The following is a 22,728-nucleotide window of genomic DNA, read 5'->3' on the forward strand; positions in this document are numbered from 1 at the left end:
AGGACACTGCCCTTTCACGGCGGCAACACGGGTTCGAATCCCGTACGGGATACCATCTGGTATCAAGCGCGTTGTTATTTTCCCACACATTGCTGAATTATGCTGCACATGGCACCATATAAGTGCTGAGTAGCGTCTGCTATGGCCCTGTTGGCAGGCAATAAAAAACCCCTTGCCGGGCAAGGGGCTTTTTAAGGCTATGAACCCATTATGTTATGGGCTGGCGTTCTTCCGGCACCCCGCTTTTTTTGAGAATGAAAAGAGCCAGCAGATAAACCAGCAGCCCACCAGCAGAAAGCAGCGCTCCACCCACACCCAGCGCAGCATACCCAAACTGCTGCCCCAGCAAGACACTCCCCAGCGACGCCCCCAGCGCATTGGCAATGTTAAATGCAGAATGATTAAGGGAGGCAGCCAGAGTTTGCGCATCGCCTGCAAAATCCATCAACCGTGTCTGCAAGGCGGGGCCTAGCGCGTTTACGCAGGCCGGGATCAGAAATACATCAAGCATCAGCGCAAGATTGCTGAGTAAAAGTACTGAAAAAACCAGCATGGCTACCGCACTGCCTGCCAGCGCAAAAATAGCTGCCAGATTGATGTTACGGTCCACCAGCCACGCCCCGATATTGGCACCCGCCAGCATACCCACCCCCCAGATCACCATATACAGCATGACCTGCCATTCGGGCACGTGCGTAACATTTTGCAAAACACTTGTCAGGTACGTGTAAATTGCAAACATGCCACCAAAGCCGATTGCTGCGGTCAGCAACGTAAGCAGCACCTGTGTATTACCCAGTGCCGTAACTTCCCTGAGCGGAGAATTGGCACGGTTTGGTGTATCCGCCGGAATAAAGCGCCACACCCCGGCAAAGGTTAAAAGCCCGAACAGGCCAATAATCAGGTACGCAATGCGCCAGCCAAAATGATTGGCTGCAAAAGTGGAAAACGGTGCCCCTACCAGAGTAGAAATTGCAATGCCGGACAAAACACGACCAACCGCCCAACCCCGGCGTGCACGCTCCACCATGGAGGCCGCAACCAGAGCCGATACGCCAAAAATGGCACCGTGAGGCAAGCCGGTAATAAACCGCGCCACCTCGACCAGCCCCGGTGTGGGCATGGCAACACTAAGCAGATTGCCAAAAACAAACAGTAACAGCAGCACAAGCAGCAGTTCCCGCCGCGACAGGCGCGCACCCAGAATGGTAATGAGCGGCGCACCAATAACAACCCCAAGCGCGTAGGCTGTAATGGCGTAACCCGCATCGGCCGTGGACAGGTGCAGGGATGCTGCAAATTCGGGCAGCATTCCCATAATGGCAAATTCACCAGTGCCAACGACAAATGCGCCAAAGGTCAGGACAAGGAGTGCCGCAGCTCTACCCGCGGGTGGGGCCATTGGGGCCATGCTGCCTACTGGGGGAGTGGTCTGTTCTGTCATGGTTTATGCTCTGTGCCAGAAACCCATCAGGCCGAAAGGGTTTTTGCAGCCACGCGGGCAATGGCAATATCTTCTTCCGTGCTTGCGCCTGAAACACCAATGGCACCCAGCACCTTGCCATCTGCAGCCTTAAGCACCAGACCGCCGCCAAAGCTGGTCATGCCGCCATTGGTGTTTTCCAGCGTATAGGCACGACCATCGGGATGACCAATTTTTGCAAAATCCGCGCTGTCCATCTGGAACAGAACCGCCGTGCGGGCCTTTTTGCTGGCCACATCAACCGCCCCCAGAATAACGCCTTCCATACGCAGGAAGGCAACAGGCCATGCTGCCGCGTCCAGAATGGCAATGCAGACAGTTACACCCATGCGCCGTGCCTCAGCATGGGCGGCATCCAGCATGGCGGTTGCGAGTGTTGCGTTCATGGTTCGTACATTCCTTTTGTGCAAAGGCGGGTACGTTAGCCACACGGGCAGATAAGGGAACCGGAAAAACAGGGAAAAGTTTATTTATTCAATATTGTTGAACATCAAGCTGCTCAAGTGAGCGCATCATCATCCACGCAAGCCTGATCAGGCGGTGTTGCGGAAACTGCGCAGGGGGGCCGGTCAGGCACAGGCTTGCCCTGACCTCCCCATTTATCCGCCATGGAATGGCAACACCGTTCAGCCCCGGCCTGTAGGCCTGCAGGTCCAGTGCATATCCTTTGATCCGTACATCTTCTATGCGGCTCAGTACATCTGCATCCAGCGCATTGGCACGGGTTGCCATTACCCGCTTGCCCAGACCGGGCACACAGGCCAAGAATACCCACCCAACGGCTGAACCTTCCAGATTTTCCCGCACTGGCACGCTGGGCCAAGCAGCACAAAGCCCATTGGGATCGACAATATCCAGATACGCTGCCTGATCCCCGCTAGGCACGGCCAGCCATGCCGTGCCGCCACTTTTATGGGCAACGGCTTCCAGCACAGGGCGCAGGCGGGCCCGCACGCTGTTATCATCCCCCGCAATACGGGCGAGGTTGAGTATGCGTCCGCCCAGATGGTAACGCATATCCCCTGCCCTGCGCTGGACGTATCCCAAATGGTCCAGCGTTTGCAGAATATTGTGCACCGTTGTTTTGCCTATGCCCGAAATACTGGCAATCTGCTGCAAACGTGCACCACCGCCCTGCTGGGCTATAATTTCCAGAATAGCTGCGGACCGCTCTATGGACTGGATAAGCCTTGGCGCTTTGCTCATGCCGCATTCCCACTACCCAAGGGGCTGACCATACTCCGCCCGCCTTATGGCACGCAGCATAACAGCACCTTGGCAGAACGCCTGACTTTTCTGGCCTCCATCCTTCAGGATGGAATACCGCTCATGACCAGCCTGAATGCAAAAAAGAGGAACACTACCCCCGTAAGCACATCCAGCGCACGCACAACTCTGGGGCTAGATAGAACACGACCGAGCGAAAACGCCAGACAGGCCAGAACCGCATACCATGCCACAGCCATAACCACCTGCACCCCCGCCAGCAGAAGGGAATAGCTGACCCGGTGCACACCTGCGGGAATAAACTGGGCAAAGGCGGTCAGGTCGAACACACCAACAAGTGGGTTAAGGCATGTGGTCAACAGCCCACGCTGGTAGCCAGCCCCCATACCGCCAACAGACCGTGCCTGAGCATCTGCCCGCGCCTGATCATGCGCCCCGGCAGAAGGCATAAGCAGGCGAACCCCCAGATAAGCCAGATAAAGCGCCCCGGCCCATTCCAGCGCCAGATACAATTTGGGAGAGGCCGCAACCAAAGCACTCACGCCAAACGCTGTGCCTGCCCCCCATATGGCCAGCCCTGTGCCGGTGCCCAGCGCAGCCCCAAGCGCCGCCTTGCGGCTCACATTCATGCCCAGACGGATAACAAGGGCCGTTTCTGTCCCCGGTGTGAGCACCAGAACACCCCACGCGGCGGCAAAGGTCAGTAAAGGCAAAAAAGCATGGGGCATGGCCAGGTCCTGCACAGTGCATTGAGCAACACGCACCACCCTATGGCCGGTTCAGCCCATAGGGTGGTGCGTGCTGGGTGCTAAAAAAGAACAAAAGCCACAAAAAGTCCAAGCCAACAGGCAAAAAAATACCTGTGATCACTCTAACGCTATCTGCGGTTATATAACTCCATAGCCATGTGGCGTGCGCCCACAACGTGCTGGGCCGCAACATAGGCCACGAGCATGGCATGGGCTGCGGGGTTTTCGGCCTTTTCCTCTCCCTCCTGCTCGGGGGCACAACGGGCCTTTATGGCCAGACTTAGTGCGTGCTCCAGCATGCCGCGGAAGAGGGTCTCAAGCTGCAAGGCTCTGGCACGGTAAGGTAAGGGCTGCTCTGGCATAAACATCCCCAGCATCTGCCCTCCGGCCTGTTGCAAGGCAGCCTCTTCGGCCAGTTGAGGGGGCTCGCTGAACAGGGCCAGAACCTCCGCCCTGTTCGGCGCAACGCGCAGCAGATGCCGCAGCAAAGGGTGCAGGCTCCCCACTCCCCCCGCAATATGCGCGGAGCAGGAGGAAGCATGCGGGTAAGAACCCGGCAGTAAATAGCGTGACATCAGACATCTCAGCCCCCGGTCAGTCCCGCCCGGTGACATGGTTTGCAAGACGAAGGCAGGTCTCCTGACTTGCAGATACGCGACACACCCTGCCTTCCCGGTTATGCACCAGTGGCCGCCCCTTCCGGGGCAACGGGTGTAAGCTACTGCCTACAGTTGCGGGTACAGTCTCCGACTGACTTCTGGCGAAGCTTACGGTGTTCCCTTTTCATCCGCTCGCGCGGAACCTTCGACTAACAGGGGCAGGCTATAGCGGCATGCGCGCTTTGCCGCGAGCAAAAAAACAGGCTCACGCCCCTTCCGCCGGCACTCCCAGCAGACCCAAACGCCACTGACCCGCATGGCAGCTGATCAAGCTGTAACTCAGGGGGGGTACATCCACCCGTGCAGCGTGTGCCAGACCCACAGCCCCTTCCCCCTGATACAAAACCCGCAACAGCAGGTTGCGCACCACAGCAGGCCGCGCCAGCACAACGGCTGCGGGCAGGGTCTGGCTTATATCGTCCAGCCAAAGGGCCGTTCTGTGGTAAAACGCGGCAAAGCTTTCCCCTGCTGGTGGGGCAAAAGTCGCATCGGTTAAAAAGGCATGCTGCTGCACAGGGTCCAGAGCTTGCAGGCCTGTGCCCGCCCATGTTCCGTAATCCCTGTCCCGCAGGGCATCCTGTGGCCGCAGGACCTGCCCTTGCCCATCCGGCACGGCCACATCCGGGGCATAGAATACCGTTAACTGGCTCACGGACGGTAGATAAGCTGCGGCTGTCTGGGGGGTATAACCATGTGCAACCTGTTCAGCCCCATCAGGCAGCACACCCTTGCGCACAACACCGGGTAGTGCAGACGCACAGCAAAGCAGCTTCAACCCACAAACCTTTCCCGCACTGGGCCATGACTGTACAGGATTTGCCAGCATGCCGCAGACACCCTACACCATCAGGCATTATTTTACCGCGATTTAAAACCGAGAATCGGATGCCCGCTTTTTCCAGCACTTTATCCAGCGCTCTGTGTTCCCGTTTTTCGTGGGTCGCGGTCTGTCTGGCCGTTTCAGGCTGTGCGGCCCCCATTACCGTGCAGCGCCTGAGCCTGACAGACAGCTACAAGGAACGCAGCCAGAGCACATTGAGCGGACAGAAGCTGAGCAACACCACCCGTATTGTGCTTGAGCGCCAGAACCTGTTGGCCATATGGAAGAAAAATCCCGAACAGGCACTGGCCATCCTGCGCGCCAGCACACAGGCGCAGTTTTACACCCCCGACCTGCAGGACCAGCTTTTTGCCCTTGCGGAGCTGAACTACCTGCTGGGTCGCCAGAACACGGACCGTGCGGCCTTTATGGCGGCAGCCCTGTACGCCTATGCCTACCTGAACCCCAACGGGCCGGATAACGCAAAACCCAACCCGTATGACGTACATTTCCGCCAGGCGTGTGATCTTTACATGTTTGGCCTGACCGAAGCTCTGGGTAACCCTGTGGAGGTGGCACCACAACGCTGGATGCTACCCTTTGGCACGCTGGACCTATCCACCACCCCCGCGCAGAAGGAATGGTACGGCTATACGCTGACCGACTTCCGCCCCACAGCGCGCCTTTCGGTGCGGGGGATAAAAAATATCTATCGCAGGGCGGGGCTGGGGGTGCCTCTGGCAGCAGTACCCCACCCACCAGAAAACAGCCAGATTTCCTTCTCCATTACCGACAAGCTGCGTATTCCCGTTAACCTGCTGCTGGAAATCCCCAACCCACGCGAGCAGATTTTTACAAACCATATTGATGCGCGCCTGACACTGGCAACCATTGACACAACAAGCAGCCTGCCAACCACAGACGGTGTTATTCCCCTACAATATGACCAGACCGCTTCCCGCGCGATCAGCCTGAGCAACGCGGTTGACTGGTCCGTGGAATATAAGGGTTTTCTGGATGGCAATCTCTTTAACAAACGTGCCCAGCTTATTGCCATAGAACCGCACCAGTATGGCCATATGCCCGTTGTGCTGGTGCATGGCACGGCCTCCAGCCCCGGACGCTGGGCGGATATGGTCAATGACCTGCTGGAAGACCCACAGATACGCGCACATTATGAGTTCTGGTTTTTCTCCTACGCCACGGGCAACCCTATCCCCTACTCCGCCCTGCAACTCCGCGATGCCCTGAACCGCACCATCCATGACCTTGGTGGTACGCAGGCAGACCCGGCACTAGGGCAGATTACTCTGATCGGGCACAGCCAGGGCGGTCTTTTGGCAAAAATGCTGGCCATTGACCCGCATGATGCCCTGTGGAACGGGCTGACCCACCGCGCGCTCTCCAGCCTCCACCTTTCACCCAATGTACGGCAGTTTCTGGAACAGGCCCTTTTCCCTACCCCCATGCCTGAAGTCAAAAGTGTTGTGTTTATCTCCACTCCACAACATGGCAGTTATCTGGCCGACTTTTCCATTGCGCACCTTATAGGGCGGATGGTCACTTTTCCCGCAGCCATTACGGAAGTGACCCAGCAGGTCCTTGAGGGCAACACCGGTGCGCTCAAGGTGGACATGAGCCCCAGCCGTTTTGGCAGTGTTTATGGCATGTCCCCCCGCAGTGCGTTCATACAGGCGCTGGCGACTGTTCCTGTTGTGCCGGATGTGCAGAGCCACTCCATTATTCCCGTGCTGGGCAACGGGGCGCTGGAAAATGCGGATGATGGTGTGGTGGCTTACGCCAGTGCGCATGACCCACGGGTGCAGAGCGAACTGGTTGTGCGCAATTCGGGCCACTCCACACAGGCCAACCCGATCACCATTGCCGAAGTACGCCGTATTCTACTGCAACAGTTAGCAGCCACCATACCCGACCTGCACGTTAAGGGGGATATGAACCACACCAACATCATGCGTATTGGTGGGGATTATGTCATCCCCGCCACATGGGCAAAGCCATGATCATGCGCAAACACCGCAGCCGCCACACAAGACACTGGAAACTGACCGCAATAACCCTGCTTTTTGCAGTCTATGCCTGTGCGGCCCTTTACTATTCCACGCTTGAGCCCGACCTGCTACGCCTTGGGGCAACTGGCCTGTGCGGGCTGCTGTTTGTGGCAACCTCCTGTATCCGCCAGCCCATACGCCGCATTGCAGCCCTGTGCGGGCTTTGTGCGTGCTTTGCCATATGGTTCTGCACCAACCTCCCCAGCAATAACCGCGAATGGGCTGGGGAATATGCCGTGCTGGCCGATGCCATACAGGATGGTCGCACAGTCCATGTGCGCAATATCCGCGATTTTACCTATAAAACCGAAACCGATTATACCCCTCACTATTACAACGCGGACTTTGATCTGGACCACCTTGCCACCATAGACCTGATAACGTCTTACTGGGCGGGGGACAGCATTGCCCATGTGTTCCTGTCCTTCGGGTTTGATGATGGCCGGCACCTTGCCGTTTCCATTGAAACACGCCGCCAGAAAAAGTTTTCCTATTCCACCATCGCCGGTTTTTTCCATCATTATGAACTGACCTACGTTACCGCCGATGAACGCGACCTGATTGGTGTGCGCACGGATATACGCAAGGAACGTGTGTATCTTTACCGGTTGGAACTTTCTGCCCAGACCCGGGAAGCCGTTTTCAAAAACTACCTGACGGAAATACACAAACTGACCACCACCCCACGGTGGTACAATACGCTTATGGACAACTGCACGACCGAAATTCTGGCCCGTGCCAATGCCCGCACCCGTTACCGGCTGGACTGGCGGGTGCTGCTGAGCGGGTACACAGCCTCCCTTGCCTATGATCTGGGGCTGCTGAACACACACTATGATTTTGCAACACTCCACGAACTCAGCCGAATAAAGCGCCCCGCGAATGCTGTGCCAGATGCGAATTACTCTAATGAAATACGGGAATCCCTCCCGCTCGCACTTGCGAATAAATAAAAACAACGGCAATACATGCATATCGCTCGCATTTAGAAGTAAGTTTGTTGCAAGTGATAATTATTTTTCCAAAAGCACTTGATTTTGAACATTTTTTTGTTTGCGAGTGGTTGCGTTTTATATTATGGTCCGCTTCAGTTCCTTTTGTAATCGAGAGTAAGCCACCATGGTCAAAGACCCTAAAGTTATTGAACACCTGAACATCCAGCTCACCAACGAGCTGACCGCCATCAACCAGTATTTTCTGCATGCCCGCACCCTGCGCCACTGGGGCGTGACCCTGCTGGGCAAAAAAGAATACGAAGAATCCATTGAGGAAATGCGTCACGCTGACTGGCTGATCGAACGCATTCTGTATCTGGGCGGCCTGCCCAACGTGCAGCGCCTGAACACGATTCTGATCGGTCAGGACGTCAAGGAAATCCTTGAATGCGACATGAAGCTGGAAGAAAAGGCCATGAGCGACCTGCGCGAAGGCATTGCGTACTGCGAAAGCGTGCGTGACTTCGTATCGCGCGACCTGCTGCTGAAGATCCTGTCCAATGAAGAAGAACATGAAGACTTCATTGATCGTCAGTTCGACCTGATCAAGCAGATTGGCGTTGAGCGTTACATCCAGCTCAACTCCGCCTCCGCTCCTGAGCAGGAATAAAAATTGCCCTGTTGCCCGGCTTATAACGAGCCGGGCAACAGCCTGCTTTTACCTGTTTAGTTTTTACCCAATGCCGCAGCGTAAAGCTCCGGCTTAAAGCCCACCTGCAAACCCTGCGGCGTTTCAAGCACCGGGCGTTTGATCAGTGTTGGATGGGCGACCATAAGGGCTATGGCCCGCTTTTCGGTCAAATCAGCTTTATCGGCATCAGGCAGTTTTCTAAACGTTGTGCCGGCTTTGTTCAGCAGTTTTTCCCACCCTACCTGTGCGGCCCATGCTTCCAGCTGTTGCGCGGTAACACCGGCCAGTTTGTAGTCATGGAAGATATACGCAACGTCATGCTCTTCCAGCCAGTTGCGGGCTTTGCGCACGGTATCGCAGTTTTTAATGCCATATAATGTCAATCCGCCAGACACGGTGTTCTCCTTTACGGGACCAATCCCCAAAACATTGCGCATTTTTTGCATGAATGCTGCATCTTCTGCCAGATTGAACTCCCGCGCCTGCGCAATATCATACGCCACGCATAAGGGCAGTAATCGCTGGGCCTGCGGTTCCGTTACATAACGCGGCACAATATGGGTATGCAGCGATGGCGCCTGATTACACCATGTTTCATAATTAATGCGCGCAGCCCCTGTCACCTCAAGCAAGGCATCCCCCACCCGCACAACATCCTGCAGGTAGTCCAGCCTCTGCTGGCCTTGCAGGTCATTCACACTGGGCACGGCGGGATCTGCCAGCAAAATGCAGTATCCTTCCACCGGCTGCGTATCGGCCACCACCAGCCAGCCGGATGCCATACGGCCGATAACCTTGGGGTAGGCCCCCTTGCGTGCAAGCTCCACGCGCTGCTGTATGACATTCTGAGTCATTACTTTGCCTCTACGGTGTTGGTGTGGGTTAGTGTAATGTTAACAATTATATCTTATCCGAAAAATGGCACATAAATACCAATAATGACTGCATTTTCTTGACAGTAAAAGCATGTTCACGTCCTAATGCCACAACCATGCGCTACCGTCCCCTCCAGCGCGCCATACCTGTTCTGCTTCTGCCTCTGGCGGGCTGTAAGGTTGCGGGCGCCCCGTCTTTTCCACTGGCTGGGGCCTACTTCCCCAGCTGGATGCTCTGCGGCCTGCTGGGCATTCTGGTGGCCGTGGGTTTGCGCGTGCTGTTCCTTGCCACGGATATTGACGCCCTGCTCCGCCTGCGGCTGTTCACCTATGTCTCGCTTGGCACCATAACGGGCCTGCTGTTCTGGCTTTTGGCATTTGGGCCGTAACGCATGAAAAAAATATCCCTTTCCAACCGCAACCCCATTGGCCTTGCTGTAGCTGTGCTCTGCATTGCGGCGGCCTCTGCGCTTGGCTACTACGTTCTGGGGCAGGATGAATCCTACCCTTCCACCGATAGCGGAACGGTGGATGCCGAGCTGGTGCATATTGCCTCCACTGTTGGTGGGCGGTTGCAGGCTTTGAATGTGCATGTCAACCAGTCGGTCAAGAAGGGGGATGTGCTTTATCAGCTGGACCCCGAACCCTATAATCTGGCGGTGCAGCAGGCCACAGCCGGGCTGGCGCTGACACAGGCAGGGGTAGAGCAGCAGCAGCGTCTGGTGGCCGTGGAAGCTGCCAATGCCGACATTGCCAAAAATCAGGCCGCGCGGGCCAAAACCAACCATGACCTTGCCGCTCGCACCGTGGAGCGCCTGCGCCCACTGGCCAGCAAATCCTATATTCCGTGGCAGCAATATGATCAGGCTCAGGTTGCCCTGCATGATTCGGGCATTACTCTGGACCAGAGCCACCTGCAGGCCACAGCAGCACAGGTTGCTGTTGGAGACCTGAACAGCTCCATTGCCGCCCGGCAAGTAGCCGAGGCTACGCTGGCCCAAGCCCGCTACGCCCTACGCCAGACCACCGTTACGGCCCCTGCTGATGGTTATGTGACCAGCCTACGGGTTATTCCGGGGGAAGTGCTTATTCCCTCGCAGGTTCTATTTACGCTCATCGCCAATGACGGCTGGTTTGTTACCGCCAACATGCGTGAAGGCACGCTCCATGCCATTCACCCGGGCGACTGCGCCACGGTTTACTCCATGATTAACAGGAGCACCCCCATACGCGGCCATGTGGAAAGCATTGGCTGGGGTGTGTTTTCCGCTGATTCCGCAGGTTTGAGCCGCACTTTGCCTTTTGTCCCGCGGGAGATGGACTGGGTGCATGTGGCCCAGCGTTTTCCTGTTCGGATCAGGCTGGAACAGGCCAACCCGCAACTGCTGCGGCTTGGAGCCACAGCCACAGTGGAAATACGCCATGGCGCCGCCTGCGACTGACACAGGCAAAAGCACTCTGGCCCGGATATGGTGGCTGATCCGCGCGCCCCTGCCGGGCCGTGGCGGCCACAGCCTGCGCATGGCCGCCGCCTGCACCATGGTCGTGCTGATTGGTGAGATCTGGCAGATCCCCGATGTGGCCGTGCCCGCCCTGTGCACCATGGCTATCTGGCAAAAAGACCGCACGACCAACATGCTGGCAGGTGTTGCGGTCAACCTTTTGATCGTGGCCATTCTGGCACTGCTTTTTGTGCTGATCCACCTGACACTGGACCATCCGTTTGGTCAGGTCGTGGCGATCATGCTGCTGTCCTTCTGCTTCTTTTTTCTGGGCTCAGCCAGCAAGCTCAAGCCTGTTGCCTATCTTCTGGGCTTGATTGTTGTCTTTGCTCTGGTTGTTGCCGACCAGGTCCCGATTGGGGAAATTGCAACCCGCGCCTTGCTTTATGCCGACCTGTTCATTCTGGTCCCCGGCGGGGTGATGATTGTGTGCGGCCCGCTCATATGCCCCTCCCCCGCAACACTGATGATGCGTGAAATTGCCGCACGCCTGCGTCTATGCGCCTCATTGCTCGAACAGCCTGACAACTACCAGCTGGACTACGCCCGCGCCACATTGCGCGAGGGGGCCAGCGGCATGCTCAAACTGCTAAAAATGGCAAAGCTGGAGAAGATTCTGCACAAGGACCCGCTTGCCCATCTGGAGCAGTCCGCCTACTCCAGTGTTGCGGCCCTTGCGTTGGCCCACACGGCCTTCCGGGATGGGGAAGCACAGCCGGAAACTCTGGAATTTTCACAAACCCTGCGTGATATGGCGGAAATTTTTTCGCATAACGGCTACCCGCAGGATATTCCTCGCCTCAACGCACCAGACCATGCGCCCGCACTGGCCCAACTGGCCAATGTGCTGCATGGCTTTACTGAGCCGGTCCTTCCCGCGACACAGAACACACCCGTGCCTGAGCCAAAATCGGGCTTTTTTACCCCAGATGCCTTCAGCAACCCCGAACATGTGCGCTTTGCCGTCAAAGGCACGGTGGCTGTGCTGATCAGCTATTTTATCTTTATCATCCTCAGCTGGCCGGGCATCCACACCTGTATCATCACCTGTTTTATTGTTGCCCTGCCAACCGTGGGGGAAATGACAACAAAGCTGCGGCTGCGTATTAGCGGGGCACTGGTTGGAGGAGCCATTGGCATTGCCTCCATTATTTTTGTCATGCCCCATCTTTATAATATTGCGGCTTTTCTACTGCTGATTTTTGTTGTGTCCCTTTTTGCCTCATGGGTCAAAAATGGGGATGAGCGCATAGCCTATGCAGGCTTCCAGATTGGCCTTGCCTTTTTTCTGAGCGACCTTAAAGGCTACGGCCCCACAACTGACATGACCACGGCCCGCGACCGTATTATCGGTATTCTGCTTGGCAATTTTATAACCTACGCCGTTTTTGTCACTTTCTGGCCCTCCAGCGCATACGGCCCCATTGCCCAGCGCTTTAGCAGTTTGCTTGATGCCTTGAAAAAACAGATTACCACCCCCGATCCCGCCGAACATACCCGGCTGGCTGCCACTGTTCAGGAAGACCTGTCCAGCGCGGAGCGTGCTCTGGAACTGGCCGAAGCCGAGCCCCAACACATGCGTGCACGCATGCCGCTTTTGCCCATTTACGCCACGTTAACACGGCAGGCCGCCATTGCCGCCGAGGATGGCCTACTGCCTTCCCGGCAACAGGCCGTTCAGCAACACATACAGGACATGGAACAGGCCCTGACATGACACACCGCGCCCCGCCCCCGGTCCTGCTTGGCCTTCCCTGCCTTCTGCTTGGCCTTTCAGGCTGTGCCACACAGGCGCTTGAGAGCGCTCCTGCCCGGCCGGACATGCCCTGGCAGCCCAACATTGCCGCCAATGGGGAGCTTCTGCCCGGCAAGGCTGGACGCCGGGGGCTTATGCTCCCCCCCGGCTACGTACTGCCCGCAAACCATGCCCTTGCCCCTCGCCCGGCAGATAGCAACATCAACACCTCGCACATCTATACGCTGCCCGAACTCATTGATATTGCCCAGTCCAACAACCCCAGCACACGCCGGGCTTGGAATGCCGCGCGCGATGCCGCATTGGCCGTGGGCATTGCCCGCACCACCTACGTGCCCCACCTTACGGCCTCCATTGTTGGGGGGTATGGTACCCGGCACAACAACAACTCCTTTAGTGTTGAAAACGGCGGACTGGCTGGCAACATTATCAACAACACCAACACTCCACGCACCCAGAATAACGGGCATGGTGAAGTGCAAACGCTGAACATGGAATGGCTGCTGTTTGACTTTGGCAAGCGCGAAGCCATGATTGATGCCGCATCCCAATTACAACTCGCCAGCAACGTGCTGTTTACCGCTGCCCACCAGAAGGTCATTTACGGTGTTACACTGGCCTTTTATACGCATGCCGCAGCCGTAGCCCGTGCAGGGTTGGTAGAGCAGGCACTGCGCAATGCCCGCAATGTGCAGGCCGCAGCCGAGGCGCGCCTGCATCAGGGCCAGGGGACAATTGTGGATGTCGCCCAGACCCAGCAGATGACCGCACAGGCCGAACTCCGTCTGGTTCAGGCCCAGAACGGGATTGAAAACACGTATCTGGAACTCATGACCTCCATGGGTATTTCCCCCTCCACCCAGCTACGCACGCAGGACGTGGCAGGGCGCCCACTTAACATTAACGACATGCGCATGACGGATGACATGATCCGCACGGCCGTTTCCCAACGGCCGGATGTACTGGCCGCCTATGCCGCGGCCAAGGCGGCACGCAGCAATGTAACGGCAGCAAAAGCCGAGTTTTTGCCAAAAGTTTTTGTTACCGGCAACGTGGCCTATACAACCGGGCATCTGGCACTTTCCTCCGTACCCGGTGCGGGGTCGGATTCATCACCAACCCTTAATCTGTCCTCCAACAACTTCAGCAGCCTTGTGCTGGGGGGTATTTCGGTCCCCATTTTTGATGGCGGGATGCGTGCTGCCGTGCTGAAGCAGGTTCAGAACCGGGCAGACAGCACACAGGTTACTCTGGAGCAAACGCTGGACGACTCCGCCAAGCAGATTGTCGCGGCAGAAAACGGCCTGCACACAGGGTTGAGCGCTTACCGGGCCGCCACCAAGCTGGAAGCCGCAGCCCAGACCAGTTTTGACGCCGCCTTTACAGCCTACCGCAGTGGAGTTGGGTCCATAACACCCGCAACACTCGCCCAAAGCGGGCTGCTGGATGCCCAGCTCGCCCAGTCGGATGCGTATTATGCCGCCCTTATTGCGGCTGCCAGCCTTGGCTTTGCAACCGGCGCCATTGGCAATGTGCCAGATCAGGGGGTGGATGAACCTGCCCGATAACAAAAACACGTGGCCTCGTGCCCATCCAGCATACCAACCGCCTGCATCCATGCCTGCGCGGTTGTAGAGCCAACAAAGCGGAACCCTTTATGCTTAAGGGCTTTTGCAACGGTTACGGATAAAGGGGAATGTGGTTCCAGCCCGCTCCCGCGCTCATGGGCCTGTGCCGCGCGCACCATGCCCCACGCAAACGTGGCAAAATCCTCCCCCCGTTCGTGCATGGCAAGCCATGCCTGCGCATTGGCTACAGTCGCGGCAATTTTGGCGCGGGAGCGGATAATGCCTGCATCCCCCATAAGCCGTGCCTGATCATCCTGTGTAAACGCGGCAACCCTGTGCGGGTCAAACCCACAAAAAGCACGCCGAAAATTCTCACGCTTTTGTAAAACAGTATTCCATGACAACCCGGCCTGAAAGGTTTCCAGCACCAGCGCCTCCCATAAAGCGCGGCTGTCGGTAACGGGTTGGCCCCATTCCTGATCATGATATGCGCGGAGCAGAGCATTGGATTCGGCCCACCCACAGCGCACCAGCGCACCAGAACTGCTCATCCCCTGCCCGTATTATGAACGCGGCGCATCTGGCGTGCGGATAAAGGCGAACTGCGCCCCTCCCTCCGCTTCCCGCTGGGCTGTGGTACGGCGGGACGCGGCATACCGTTCGGATACGGCCCGCAGGGCAGGCAGAGCAGCACGGTCCCCGCGAAGCAGCCCGATAAGGGCACGCACACGCAGGGATTCCTCCTCACTGGCAAGGCTGTAATGGATTGTGCGGGATTCGCGCCTTGGCACCACAATTTCTGCCCGCCGCAAAGCCCCGAGTTGCTGGCTGAGCGTAGGCTGGCCAATGCCGGTGCAGGATTCCAGCTCCCCCACGGCAAGGGAGCCCTGCTCCAGCAGTGCATCCAGAATCATCAACCGCTGTGGCTGGGCAAACAGCTTCATCCGTTCCACAAGCTGCCGGGCTTCTTCCACCCCCAGAGCACTCATGCCTCGGTATCCTTGCTCATGTTCATGAACCAGTCTGGCCCTGCAGCTATGACATCTTCATGTGTCTGGCCTGTGGGGAGCACCACATCCGCCCCCGGTGTCCAGCCTTCGGGGGTCATGACATCCCCCCGCTCAACCCGTTGCAGGGCACGCAGCACCCGCAGCATTTCCGCCACGGAGCGACCAACGGTTGCGGGGTACCATGTGATCACGCGCACAATACCGTTGGGGTCTATAAAATACGCGGCGCGCACGGTCGCACTATTGCGCGCATCCAGATCAAGCATACCGTAGGCACGGGCAATGGCCAGCGAAGGGTCTTCAATAACAGGGAAGGAAACAGTGACGCCAAAACGCACCCGTATGGCTTCCAGCCATGCCAGATGGGCAGGCAGGCTATCTACCGACAGGCCAACCAATGCGCAGTCCATGGCCTCAAACTGGGGAACAGCCCGCGCCATGGCAATAAATTCGCTGGTGCAGACCGGCGTAAAATCCGCTGGGTGCGAAAACAGAATAACCCACCGCCCACGCAAACTGCTGAGCGTAAAATCCCCCTGCGTGGTGCGGGCCGTAAAATCAGGTGCTGCATCCCCGATCTTCAGGGACGAGGAGAGGGGCACCAAAGGGCAGGCATCTGCTATGCGATCGTTCATGGCAGTTTCCTTTACGCGAAATCCTGATCTTGACGCAAGATGGTTTCATATTTAGTGAAATCAAATATACACTGTTACAGTAAATTATAAACAGTTGGAGTCTCCCATGTCGGACACCGCCATCACAACAGCAACGGCCCAGATTCTGATGATGCTCCGCCATCCACAGACCCGCCCTGTGGTGCAGAGTTTTTTTGACCCGGCCACCTTTACCGCAAGCCATGTTGTGCATGACCCGGCAACAAAGGAGGCTGCGGTCATTGACAGCGTTCTGGATTATGACGCCGCATCCGGCCGGACCAATTACACCTCTGCCCAGCAGATTGTGGATTATGTTAAAGCGCAGGGCCTGAACGTGGTCTGGCAGCTGGAAACACACGCCCATGCCGACCACCTTTCTGCCGCGCCGTGGTTGCAGGAGCAGCTTGGCGGCAAGCTGGGCATCGGGGCGGATATTGTGCGGGTGCAGGAGGTATTTGGGAAAATATTCAACGCCGGCACGGAATTTGCGCGCGATGGCTCCCAGTTCAACCACCTGTTCAAGGATGGAGAGCAGTTCAAGCTGGGCAATCTGGACTGCATTGCCCTGCATGTTCCCGGCCACACCCCGGCGGACATGGCCTTTGTTATCGGGGATGCCGCCTTTATCGGGGACACACTGTTCATGCCCGATTACGGCACCGCCCGGGCGGACTTCCCCGGTGGGGATGCCCGCATGCTCTACCGCTCCATCCGCCGCCTGCTAACCCTGCCCCCCCAGACACGCCTGTTTTTGTGCCATGACTACAAGGCCCCCGGACGCGATACCTTTGCGTGGGAAACAACCGTAGGGGCCGAACGCGAACACAACATTCATGTGCATGATGGCGTGGACGAGGAAGCTTTTGTGGCCATGCGCACCACGCGGGATGCCACTCTGGACCTGCCAAACCTGATCATGCCCTCCGTGCAGGTCAATATTCGGGGGGGGCACATGCCCGAGCCGGAAGATAACGGGGTTAGCTATATCAAAATCCCTGTAAACCGCCTGTAAGCACCCCAGCACCCTGACCACGCACACCCCGGAGTACCCATGTTAACACCCCACCTTCTACACATCGCGCTGGAAATTGCTTCTGGCGCAACCGTGGGGTTCACCCTTGGGCTGGTCGGGGGGGGCGGGTCCATTCTGGCCGTGCCGCTTATGGTCTATCTGGTTGGGGTGCCCAATGCGCATGTCGCCATTGGCACCAGTGCCCTGTCTGTTTCCATCAATGCGCTGGTTGGACTGGCCCAGCATGCGCGCAACAAAACCGTAAAATGGCGATGTGCAGGTATTTTTGCCCTCTGTGGCGTGGGCGGGGCCTTTTTGGGGGCGTCCCTCGGCAAGGCTGTGGATGGCAAGCACCTGCTGCTCCTGTTCGCCCTGCTCATGATCGGGGTTGGTGTGCTCATGATCCGTGGCCGCCATAATACCGGCTGCCCGGGTGCCAGCTGTAACAGGGAGAATGCGCCCAAGGTCATGGGCTGCGGGTTTGGCACGGGCCTGCTTTCAGGCTTTTTTGGTATTGGCGGCGGCTTTCTGATTGTGCCGGGCCTTATGGCTTCCACCAGCATGCCTATTCTTAATGCTGTTGGCACATCGCTGGTGGCTGTGGCGGCATTCGGGTTTAGCACCACCATCAGTTACATGCTCTCCGGTTATGTGGACTGGCAATTGGCAGGGCTGTTTATTCTGGGTGGAGCCATTGGGTGCAGTATTGGCACCAAGGCATCACGCGCGCTGGCAGGCTCTACCGGCAGGCTGACCACAGTTTTTGCCAGCCTGATCTTTGTTGTTGCCGCCTATATGATCTGGCAGAGCATCCGCCAGTTCTAGGGGCGGAATCGCCCCTTCCTTTCCAGCCATTCTGACGGCACTGGCCTGCCTGCACCCGCAGCTGATGCAAAGCGCAACCTATCAGCCTTAGAGCTGGGCCTGTGGCCGGGGTTGCTCCGCCACTGTTTGCTCCGCACTGGCCATGGCCTGATGAAGCTGGGCATAAACATTCCCCTCCCCCAGAGCACTGACAATATGGTGCCGCTCCATGTCCGCCAGTGCATAGGAAGCGACCCGGCCAAAAATAACCCGCACACCTTGCATGTGCAGCCGGAACAGCACATCGCGCACAACACTGGCGGCAGAATAATCAATATCTGTAATCGCGCTGCAATCCACAACAAGGCAGCGCACCGGCGCAGGCGCACTGGCAAGGAGCAGGTCAATATCTTCCGCAAAAAGCGAGCAGTTTGCGTAAAACAGATCCGCACAGAACCGGTAAACCACAAGCCCCGGAGCCGTCTGCTCTCCTGCACTTACAGGAACGGCCTCAAGTGCTTGTGTTGCCGGGTCTGGCTTGAGCACCATGGTATGGGGCCGGTAGCTGTGCCGCACATGCCGGAACAAGGAGAGGGCAATCGCAATAAAAATGCCCTGCTCCACGCCAATGCTCACCACTGTTGCCATGGTCACCAGCGCAAGCCGGAACTCCCCGGGGCTTTCCTTCCGGATATGGTTCAGGGCTGCGGTATCAATCATGCCCACGGCAACACAGAACACAACCGAACCCAGAATACAGCGGGGCAGATACTGGAGTGGCCCAGTAAAAAACAGCAGCACACATAACGTAACGGCGGCAAAAACAAGTTGGGCCTTCTGGCTGGTGCCCCCGGCCTGCACGGCCATGGCGGTCTGGGTTGGGCTGCCATTAACCGTAAAGGTGCCACTTAGCCCGGCTGCTGCATTGGCGGCACACAGGCCAACAATATCTGCATTGGCATCAACAGTTTCATGCAACCTGTAAGCAAAGGCGTGCGATGTCGCTGCACTTTGCGCGATAATGACAAAAACGCATGATGCAGAAACCGGCAGAAGTGCCAAAAACTGATGCCAGGACACCACAGGAACCGCAAAGTGCGGCAAGCCACCCTGCATAGGCCCCAGAACCGTTACGCCATACTGCGCCAGCCCCAACAGCCAGCTTAACCCCAGCGCCCCCAGCACCACCACCAATGCCACAGGCCGACCGGGCAAAAAGCGTGTACCACACAGCAAAATCACACAGGCCACGCAGGAAATACCGACCGAGAGCAGGTGCATATGCGCGCCAGCCTGCACAAGCCCCACAAACTGGGCCACGGTATTGTGCGAGCTGACATCCAGCCCCACCATGTCATACAACATGCTCATGCTGACCTGCACACCCACACCAGCCAGAAACCCCACCAAAACAGTGCGGGACAGAAAATCTGCCAAAAACCCAAGCCTGCACAGACGGGCCGCCAGCAAAAACCCTGCATTAAGCAAGGCAACAGCGCTGACCAGATGGATATAGGCCGCACTACCCACCGGCTCCATTTCCGACAGGGCGCTGGAAAAAATGGCTGCTGTAGCGGAATCCGCGGCAACTACCAGATGGCGGGATGAACCAAAAAGCGCAAACGCCACCAGCGGGAACAGCACCGTGTACAACCCGGTAACCGTAGGCATGCCCGCAATACGCGCATAACCCAGCACCTGCGGAATGTTCATGGATGCCAAAGACACCCCTGCCCACACATTTTTGCTGACAGAGAACGGTTTTTGCCACCAGCCGGTTAATGTACGCACGCAGTCCCCCTGCCCTACCCTGCGTTCCCTGCTGGCCTGCTCCGGGCTGGGTCGGCCCTTGCCAGCCTTGCAGAACATGCAACAATCGCGCCTTTGTAAAAGAGGCATGTAACATGACTGTAACAGTTTACCACAATCCGTCCTGCGGCACGTCCCGCTCCGTGCTGGAACTTGTGCGCAATGCGGGCATAGAACCCGAGGTGGTGCTTTACCTTAAAACACCCCTCAGCCGTGACCAGCTTGAAGAGATTGCACGCCAGGATACACTTGGGGCGCGCGACCTTTTGCGTACAAAAGAAAAACTCTGTGCAGAGCTTGGTCTGGACAAACCCGAAGTCACAGACGCCCAGATTCTGGATGCCATTGCCCAGCACCCCACCCTGCTCAACCGCCCTGTTGTGGTAACACCCAAAGGGGCAAAAGCCTGCCGCCCGGCCAGTGTGGTGGAAGAACTGCTGCCATAACCACGCATCTGCCTCGGCATGGAAAGCATAAAAAAGGGGCCTGTCCGGCTTATGATAAACCGGACAGGCCCCTTACTGCCTAACACATAAGGTTAGTGCGTTGCGGCACCTGCACCTTCTGGCAGGGCGTAGGCGATAATATAATCCCCTACATCTGGTGAGTGACTGGCCCCACCTGCGGAAATAACCACATATTCCCGCCCGGTTTTAGGGGAGCGGTAAATAAGGGGGGCGGCCACAGCCCCCACCGGCAGGCGCTGCTTCCACACTTCCTGCCCGGTCCGGGAGTTCAGGGCACGCAGGTAGTAGTCCTGTGTTCCGGCAAAAAAGACCAGACCAGAGGCGGTGGAGGTAGGCCCACCCAGCGTAGGCATGCCAATTGGCACCGGCAGATGGGTTTTAATGCCCAGCGGTCCAAGGTCTTCCACCGTACCCATAGGCACCTGCCAGACAATTTTTTTGGTGTGCAGGTCTATGGCTGTCATGGTGCCAAACGGCGGCGTGTTGCACGGCACAGCCAGCGGGGACTGCAGAACGTCAATTTTAACCCCGCCATACGGTCCGGCCAGTTGAGGGCGGATAGTGCCCATGAACCCCGGTACCTCGTCTGTGGAGACCTTGAACTTGCGGGCATTCTCCCGCGTAACCAAGGACATCCGCAACGGCATGCGCATGTCATTTACAAACATGAGACCGCTGTTTTCATCCACCGAGATACCGCCCCAGTTCATGCCACCCAGCAGGCTGGGCCATTCGATGTACGGTTTTTCGCCCGGTGGGGTAAACGGCCCGGTATAAACCGAACTTTTGAACATGATCCGGCAATAAAGCTGGTCAAACGTGCTCACCCCCCACATGGCGCTCTCGCTCAGCGGGTCCGCACCAATGGTGGGCATGCCAACAGAAAACGGCTGGGTGGGGGAAAGATGTTCGCCCTGCGCTGCAGGAGCTGTGGCAACCGGTGTTTCCACCACTTCGGTCACAGGCTTGCCTGTGCGCCGGTCGAGCACAAAAATATGCCCGGTCTTTGTCGTCTGGATCAGGGAGGGGATTTTCTCCCCCTGTGCATTGGTCACATCATACAGCACCGGCTGTGAGGGCAGGTCATAATCCCACACATCATGGTGTATCAGTTGCGAGACCCAGCGGGTCTTCCCTGTAGCAGCATCCACGGCCACAATCGCAGCCCCGAAGCGGCCATTAGCAGCACTCCGGTCCCCACCCCAGTAATCAGGGGGGCCGTTGCCGGTTGGCAGGTAAACAAGGTTGAGTTCCTTGTCGTATGTCGGCACCGTCCAGACATTGGGGGTGGAGAGCGTGTAGGTCTGATCAGGGGCGGGAGCCTGCGTGTTATCGGGGTTCCCCACATCCCACGCCCAGGCAAGGGAGCCATCACGCACATCAAACGCCCGCACAACGCCTGAGGGTTCGCCGGGCATGATGTCACGCACCCAGCCGCCAACAACCGCCAGATGCCCCATAACCACGGGGGCGGCTGTAGGGTGGTAGCGTTTGCTGTTTTCGGTTGGACCCATCTGTTTTTTAAGGTCCACAAACCCTGCATTGCCAAAGCCCGCACACACTGCACCGCTATGGGCATCCAGTGCAAACAGGCGTGCATCAATGGAGGATACCAGAATACGCTGGCGGCAGTCTGGGGCGGTGTAGCTGGCCTTCTGCTCCTGCGTCAGGCTAGTATCTGCATCCATGTCATAATACCCAACGCCGCGGCAGCTTACATGCTCGGCCGTGACAGCATTGGGGTTAAACTTCCAGATTTTCTGCCCTGTGTCGGCATCTATGGCGGTAATCAGGTTTTCTGGCGTGCAGGAATACAGCACGTTCCCGATCTGCTGGGGCGTGTTCTCATCCGTGCCAAAAGCCCCTCCGCTTATACGGCGGCCGGTACGGTACACCCACGCAACCTTAAGCTGGTTCACATTGGCGGGGGTAATCTGGCTATACGGCGCAAAGCGTGTGCCGCCAGCGCTCCGGCCATAGAACTCCCAGTCCTGCGGGGCATCTGGCGCACCAGCCTGCACCACCTTGGCGGCATCACTCAGCGCGTCAGGGTTGCTCAGTGTTCCATGCGGGAAAAACGCCAGAACCAGCGTACCCACCAAACCCGCCATAACGGCCAGACCGCCCCATGCACTCCACCGCCGTGCATCCGCCCGAACGGTGGGAGAGAGGGCTGCGAGCCACAGGCCAAGGGTCAGCAATATGGCGGGCACAACCAGACGGGGCAGCAGCTCCCAGTAGCCAATCTGCGGGGCATCGTAAAAAGCCCACAGGCAGGTTGCCGCAAACACGGCAATGGAGGCCGGCAGCGCACTGTGCTTGCGCAGGAAAAACAGGGCCGCCAGCCCCACATAAGCCAGCCCAGCCAGCAGGTAGTACGCCGAGCCACCAAGGACCAGCAATTGCCCGCCACCATAAGCCAGAACAAGCCCCACCCCTGCACTCAGCAATGCAAAGAGAACCCGGTATATATCGGCCCCTGTTATCCGGCGCTCAGTTTTGAATGGTTCATCCATTCCTTATTCTCCCAATTCCCTAAGTTCCCAAAGACCACATGGCTGCAGGCCAGCTAGCGCCGCCTTGAGCTGCCCACACCCTGCCGTTCCTGAGCAAAGACGGTGGTCTGTGTTCCATGA

Annotated in this window: 22 protein-coding genes, 1 pseudogene and 1 riboswitch; of the genes and pseudogenes, 10 read left to right on the forward strand and 13 right to left on the reverse strand. The window is 57.6% G+C overall.

The features are described from left to right. Positions 1-208: 208 nt before the first annotated feature. The 6 genes from HK20_RS06375 to HK20_RS06400 form a co-directional block, all read right to left on the reverse strand. A complete protein-coding gene (locus HK20_RS06375; protein ID WP_086646261.1) occupies positions 209-1,444 on the reverse strand; it encodes an MFS transporter in 1,236 nt (411 codons plus the stop codon). Positions 1,445-1,470: 26 nt separating this feature from the next. Further along, a complete protein-coding gene (locus HK20_RS06380; protein WP_086646262.1) occupies positions 1,471-1,869 on the reverse strand; it encodes a heme-binding protein in 399 nt (132 codons plus the stop codon). Between the two features lie 88 nt (positions 1,870-1,957). Further along, positions 1,958-2,689, reverse strand: coding sequence for an IclR family transcriptional regulator (locus HK20_RS06385; protein WP_086646263.1), 732 nt, complete (start codon positions 2,687-2,689; stop codon positions 1,958-1,960). 104 nt (positions 2,690-2,793) lie between these two features. Then, the gene (locus HK20_RS06390) at positions 2,794-3,438 is read right to left on the reverse strand and encodes a LysE family translocator (RefSeq protein ID WP_086646394.1); all 645 of its coding nucleotides are present in this window, start codon (positions 3,436-3,438) and stop codon (positions 2,794-2,796) included. A gap of 149 nt (positions 3,439-3,587) precedes the next feature. Further along, the gene (locus tag HK20_RS06395; protein WP_086646264.1) at positions 3,588-4,034 is read right to left on the reverse strand and encodes a hypothetical protein; all 447 of its coding nucleotides are present in this window, start codon (positions 4,032-4,034) and stop codon (positions 3,588-3,590) included. Between the two features lie 36 nt (positions 4,035-4,070). Further along, positions 4,071-4,280, reverse strand: a riboswitch (cobalamin riboswitch). 43 nt (positions 4,281-4,323) lie between these two features. Next, the gene (locus tag HK20_RS06400) at positions 4,324-4,893 is read right to left on the reverse strand and encodes a histidine phosphatase family protein (RefSeq protein WP_158093038.1); all 570 of its coding nucleotides are present in this window, start codon (positions 4,891-4,893) and stop codon (positions 4,324-4,326) included. A 110-nt stretch (positions 4,894-5,003) separates the two neighbouring features. Here HK20_RS06400 and HK20_RS06405 point away from each other — a divergent pair, with 110 nt between their 5' ends. The 3 genes from HK20_RS06405 to bfr all read left to right on the forward strand — a co-directional run bounded on the left by HK20_RS06405 (position 5,004) and on the right by bfr (position 8,612). Continuing rightward, positions 5,004-6,959, forward strand: coding sequence for a triacylglycerol lipase (locus HK20_RS06405; RefSeq protein WP_143296463.1), 1,956 nt, complete (start codon positions 5,004-5,006; stop codon positions 6,957-6,959). A 2-nt stretch (positions 6,960-6,961) separates the two neighbouring features. Beyond that, positions 6,962-7,960 (forward strand): DUF4105 domain-containing protein, encoded by a 999-nt coding sequence (locus HK20_RS06410; RefSeq protein ID WP_233129105.1) that lies wholly within the window; start codon positions 6,962-6,964, stop codon positions 7,958-7,960. A gap of 166 nt (positions 7,961-8,126) precedes the next feature. Continuing rightward, a complete protein-coding gene (gene bfr, locus HK20_RS06415) occupies positions 8,127-8,612 on the forward strand; it encodes a bacterioferritin (protein ID WP_025826363.1) in 486 nt (161 codons plus the stop codon). A 56-nt stretch (positions 8,613-8,668) separates the two neighbouring features. On the opposite strand, the gene HK20_RS13070 is transcribed toward bfr, so the two are convergent. Together HK20_RS13070 and HK20_RS13340 are read right to left on the reverse strand one after the other, a co-directional pair. After that, a complete protein-coding gene (locus HK20_RS13070) occupies positions 8,669-9,028 on the reverse strand; it encodes an ArsC family reductase (protein ID WP_198943890.1) in 360 nt (119 codons plus the stop codon). Positions 9,029-9,043: 15 nt separating this feature from the next. Continuing rightward, positions 9,044-9,487 (reverse strand): annotated as a pseudogene (locus tag HK20_RS13340) (HIT family protein); the annotation flags it as partial. Between the two features lie 137 nt (positions 9,488-9,624). On the opposite strand from HK20_RS13340, the gene HK20_RS06425 reads away from it, so the two are divergent. The 4 genes from HK20_RS06425 to HK20_RS06440 are packed head-to-tail and all read left to right on the forward strand — an operon-like array spanning position 9,625 to position 14,334. Then, positions 9,625-9,897: a YtcA family lipoprotein gene (locus tag HK20_RS06425; protein ID WP_086646266.1), complete on the forward strand. Its 273-nt coding sequence runs from the start codon at positions 9,625-9,627 to the stop codon at positions 9,895-9,897. A gap of 3 nt (positions 9,898-9,900) precedes the next feature. Continuing rightward, positions 9,901-10,950, forward strand: coding sequence for a multidrug transporter subunit MdtN (gene mdtN, locus HK20_RS06430; RefSeq protein WP_086646267.1), 1,050 nt, complete (start codon positions 9,901-9,903; stop codon positions 10,948-10,950). After that, positions 10,931-12,727 (forward strand): FUSC family protein, encoded by a 1,797-nt coding sequence (locus HK20_RS06435; RefSeq protein ID WP_086646268.1) that lies wholly within the window; start codon positions 10,931-10,933, stop codon positions 12,725-12,727. The genes mdtN and HK20_RS06435 overlap by 20 nt, the downstream gene beginning before the upstream one ends. Further along, a complete protein-coding gene (locus HK20_RS06440) occupies positions 12,724-14,334 on the forward strand; it encodes a TolC family protein (protein WP_086646269.1) in 1,611 nt (536 codons plus the stop codon). Before HK20_RS06435 ends, HK20_RS06440 begins: the two co-directional genes overlap by 4 nt. On the opposite strand, the gene HK20_RS06445 is transcribed toward HK20_RS06440, so the two are convergent. The 3 genes from HK20_RS06445 to HK20_RS06455 are packed head-to-tail and all read right to left on the reverse strand — an operon-like array spanning position 14,307 to position 15,979. Further along, positions 14,307-14,885: a DNA-3-methyladenine glycosylase I gene (locus tag HK20_RS06445; protein ID WP_086646270.1), complete on the reverse strand. Its 579-nt coding sequence runs from the start codon at positions 14,883-14,885 to the stop codon at positions 14,307-14,309. The genes HK20_RS06440 and HK20_RS06445 overlap by 28 nt on opposite strands. A gap of 12 nt (positions 14,886-14,897) precedes the next feature. Continuing rightward, entirely contained in the window at positions 14,898-15,323 is a 426-nt protein-coding gene (locus tag HK20_RS06450) for a helix-turn-helix transcriptional regulator (RefSeq protein ID WP_086646271.1), read from the reverse strand. Then, positions 15,320-15,979, reverse strand: coding sequence for a peroxiredoxin (locus tag HK20_RS06455; RefSeq protein WP_086646272.1), 660 nt, complete (start codon positions 15,977-15,979; stop codon positions 15,320-15,322). The genes HK20_RS06450 and HK20_RS06455 overlap by 4 nt, the downstream gene beginning before the upstream one ends. Positions 15,980-16,085: 106 nt before the next feature. Between HK20_RS06455 and HK20_RS06460 the strand changes: the two genes are divergently transcribed. Both HK20_RS06460 and HK20_RS06465 read left to right on the forward strand, forming a co-directional pair. Continuing rightward, entirely contained in the window at positions 16,086-17,012 is a 927-nt protein-coding gene (locus tag HK20_RS06460) for an MBL fold metallo-hydrolase (protein ID WP_086646273.1), read from the forward strand. Positions 17,013-17,051: 39 nt separating this feature from the next. Continuing rightward, on the forward strand, positions 17,052-17,837 hold the full coding sequence (locus HK20_RS06465) for a sulfite exporter TauE/SafE family protein (RefSeq protein WP_086646274.1): 786 nt from the start codon (positions 17,052-17,054) through the stop codon (positions 17,835-17,837). 87 nt (positions 17,838-17,924) lie between these two features. Here HK20_RS06465 and HK20_RS06470 read toward each other — a convergent pair whose 3' ends face one another. After that, positions 17,925-19,556, reverse strand: coding sequence for a SulP family inorganic anion transporter (locus HK20_RS06470; RefSeq protein ID WP_369823041.1), 1,632 nt, complete (start codon positions 19,554-19,556; stop codon positions 17,925-17,927). A 164-nt stretch (positions 19,557-19,720) separates the two neighbouring features. On the opposite strand from HK20_RS06470, the gene arsC reads away from it, so the two are divergent. Continuing rightward, positions 19,721-20,071 carry an arsenate reductase (glutaredoxin) gene (gene arsC / locus HK20_RS06475; protein ID WP_086646276.1) on the forward strand — a complete coding sequence of 117 codons (351 nt, stop codon included), beginning with the start codon at positions 19,721-19,723 and terminating at the stop codon, positions 20,069-20,071. Between the two features lie 92 nt (positions 20,072-20,163). On the opposite strand, the gene HK20_RS06480 is transcribed toward arsC, so the two are convergent. After that, positions 20,164-22,608, reverse strand: coding sequence for a membrane-bound PQQ-dependent dehydrogenase, glucose/quinate/shikimate family (locus tag HK20_RS06480; RefSeq protein ID WP_086646277.1), 2,445 nt, complete (start codon positions 22,606-22,608; stop codon positions 20,164-20,166). Between the last annotated feature and the right edge of the window lie 120 nt (positions 22,609-22,728).

It is taken from the genome of Acetobacter sp. DsW_54, assembly GCF_002153575.1.
Lineage (GTDB): Bacteria > Pseudomonadota > Alphaproteobacteria > Acetobacterales > Acetobacteraceae > Acetobacter > Acetobacter fabarum.

Excerpts from the sequence above, each read along its gene's own strand:
- HK20_RS06375 (WP_086646261.1), bottom strand. The coding sequence starts at position 1,444 with ATGACAGAACAGACCACTCCCCCAGTAGGCAGCATGGCCCCAATGGCC.
- HK20_RS06380 (WP_086646262.1), bottom strand. The coding sequence starts at position 1,869 with ATGAACGCAACACTCGCAACCGCCATGCTGGATGCCGCCCATGCTGAG.
- HK20_RS06385 (WP_086646263.1), bottom strand. The coding sequence starts at position 2,689 with ATGAGCAAAGCGCCAAGGCTTATCCAGTCCATAGAGCGGTCCGCAGCT.
- HK20_RS06390 (WP_086646394.1), bottom strand. The coding sequence starts at position 3,438 with ATGCCCCATGCTTTTTTGCCTTTACTGACCTTTGCCGCCGCGTGGGGT.
- HK20_RS06395 (WP_086646264.1), bottom strand. The coding sequence starts at position 4,034 with ATGTCACGCTATTTACTGCCGGGTTCTTACCCGCATGCTTCCTCCTGC.
- HK20_RS06405 (WP_143296463.1), top strand. The coding sequence starts at position 5,004 with ATGCCCGCTTTTTCCAGCACTTTATCCAGCGCTCTGTGTTCCCGTTTT.
- HK20_RS06410 (WP_233129105.1), top strand. The coding sequence starts at position 6,962 with ATGCGCAAACACCGCAGCCGCCACACAAGACACTGGAAACTGACCGCA.
- bfr (WP_025826363.1), top strand. The coding sequence starts at position 8,127 with ATGGTCAAAGACCCTAAAGTTATTGAACACCTGAACATCCAGCTCACC.
- HK20_RS06425 (WP_086646266.1), top strand. The coding sequence starts at position 9,625 with ATGCGCTACCGTCCCCTCCAGCGCGCCATACCTGTTCTGCTTCTGCCT.
- mdtN (WP_086646267.1), top strand. The coding sequence starts at position 9,901 with ATGAAAAAAATATCCCTTTCCAACCGCAACCCCATTGGCCTTGCTGTA.
- HK20_RS06435 (WP_086646268.1), top strand. The coding sequence starts at position 10,931 with ATGGCGCCGCCTGCGACTGACACAGGCAAAAGCACTCTGGCCCGGATA.
- HK20_RS06440 (WP_086646269.1), top strand. The coding sequence starts at position 12,724 with ATGACACACCGCGCCCCGCCCCCGGTCCTGCTTGGCCTTCCCTGCCTT.
- HK20_RS06445 (WP_086646270.1), bottom strand. The coding sequence starts at position 14,885 with ATGAGCAGTTCTGGTGCGCTGGTGCGCTGTGGGTGGGCCGAATCCAAT.
- HK20_RS06450 (WP_086646271.1), bottom strand. The coding sequence starts at position 15,323 with ATGAGTGCTCTGGGGGTGGAAGAAGCCCGGCAGCTTGTGGAACGGATG.
- HK20_RS06455 (WP_086646272.1), bottom strand. The coding sequence starts at position 15,979 with ATGAACGATCGCATAGCAGATGCCTGCCCTTTGGTGCCCCTCTCCTCG.
- HK20_RS06460 (WP_086646273.1), top strand. The coding sequence starts at position 16,086 with ATGTCGGACACCGCCATCACAACAGCAACGGCCCAGATTCTGATGATG.
- HK20_RS06465 (WP_086646274.1), top strand. The coding sequence starts at position 17,052 with ATGTTAACACCCCACCTTCTACACATCGCGCTGGAAATTGCTTCTGGC.
- arsC (WP_086646276.1), top strand. The coding sequence starts at position 19,721 with ATGACTGTAACAGTTTACCACAATCCGTCCTGCGGCACGTCCCGCTCC.
- HK20_RS06480 (WP_086646277.1), bottom strand. The coding sequence starts at position 22,608 with ATGGATGAACCATTCAAAACTGAGCGCCGGATAACAGGGGCCGATATA.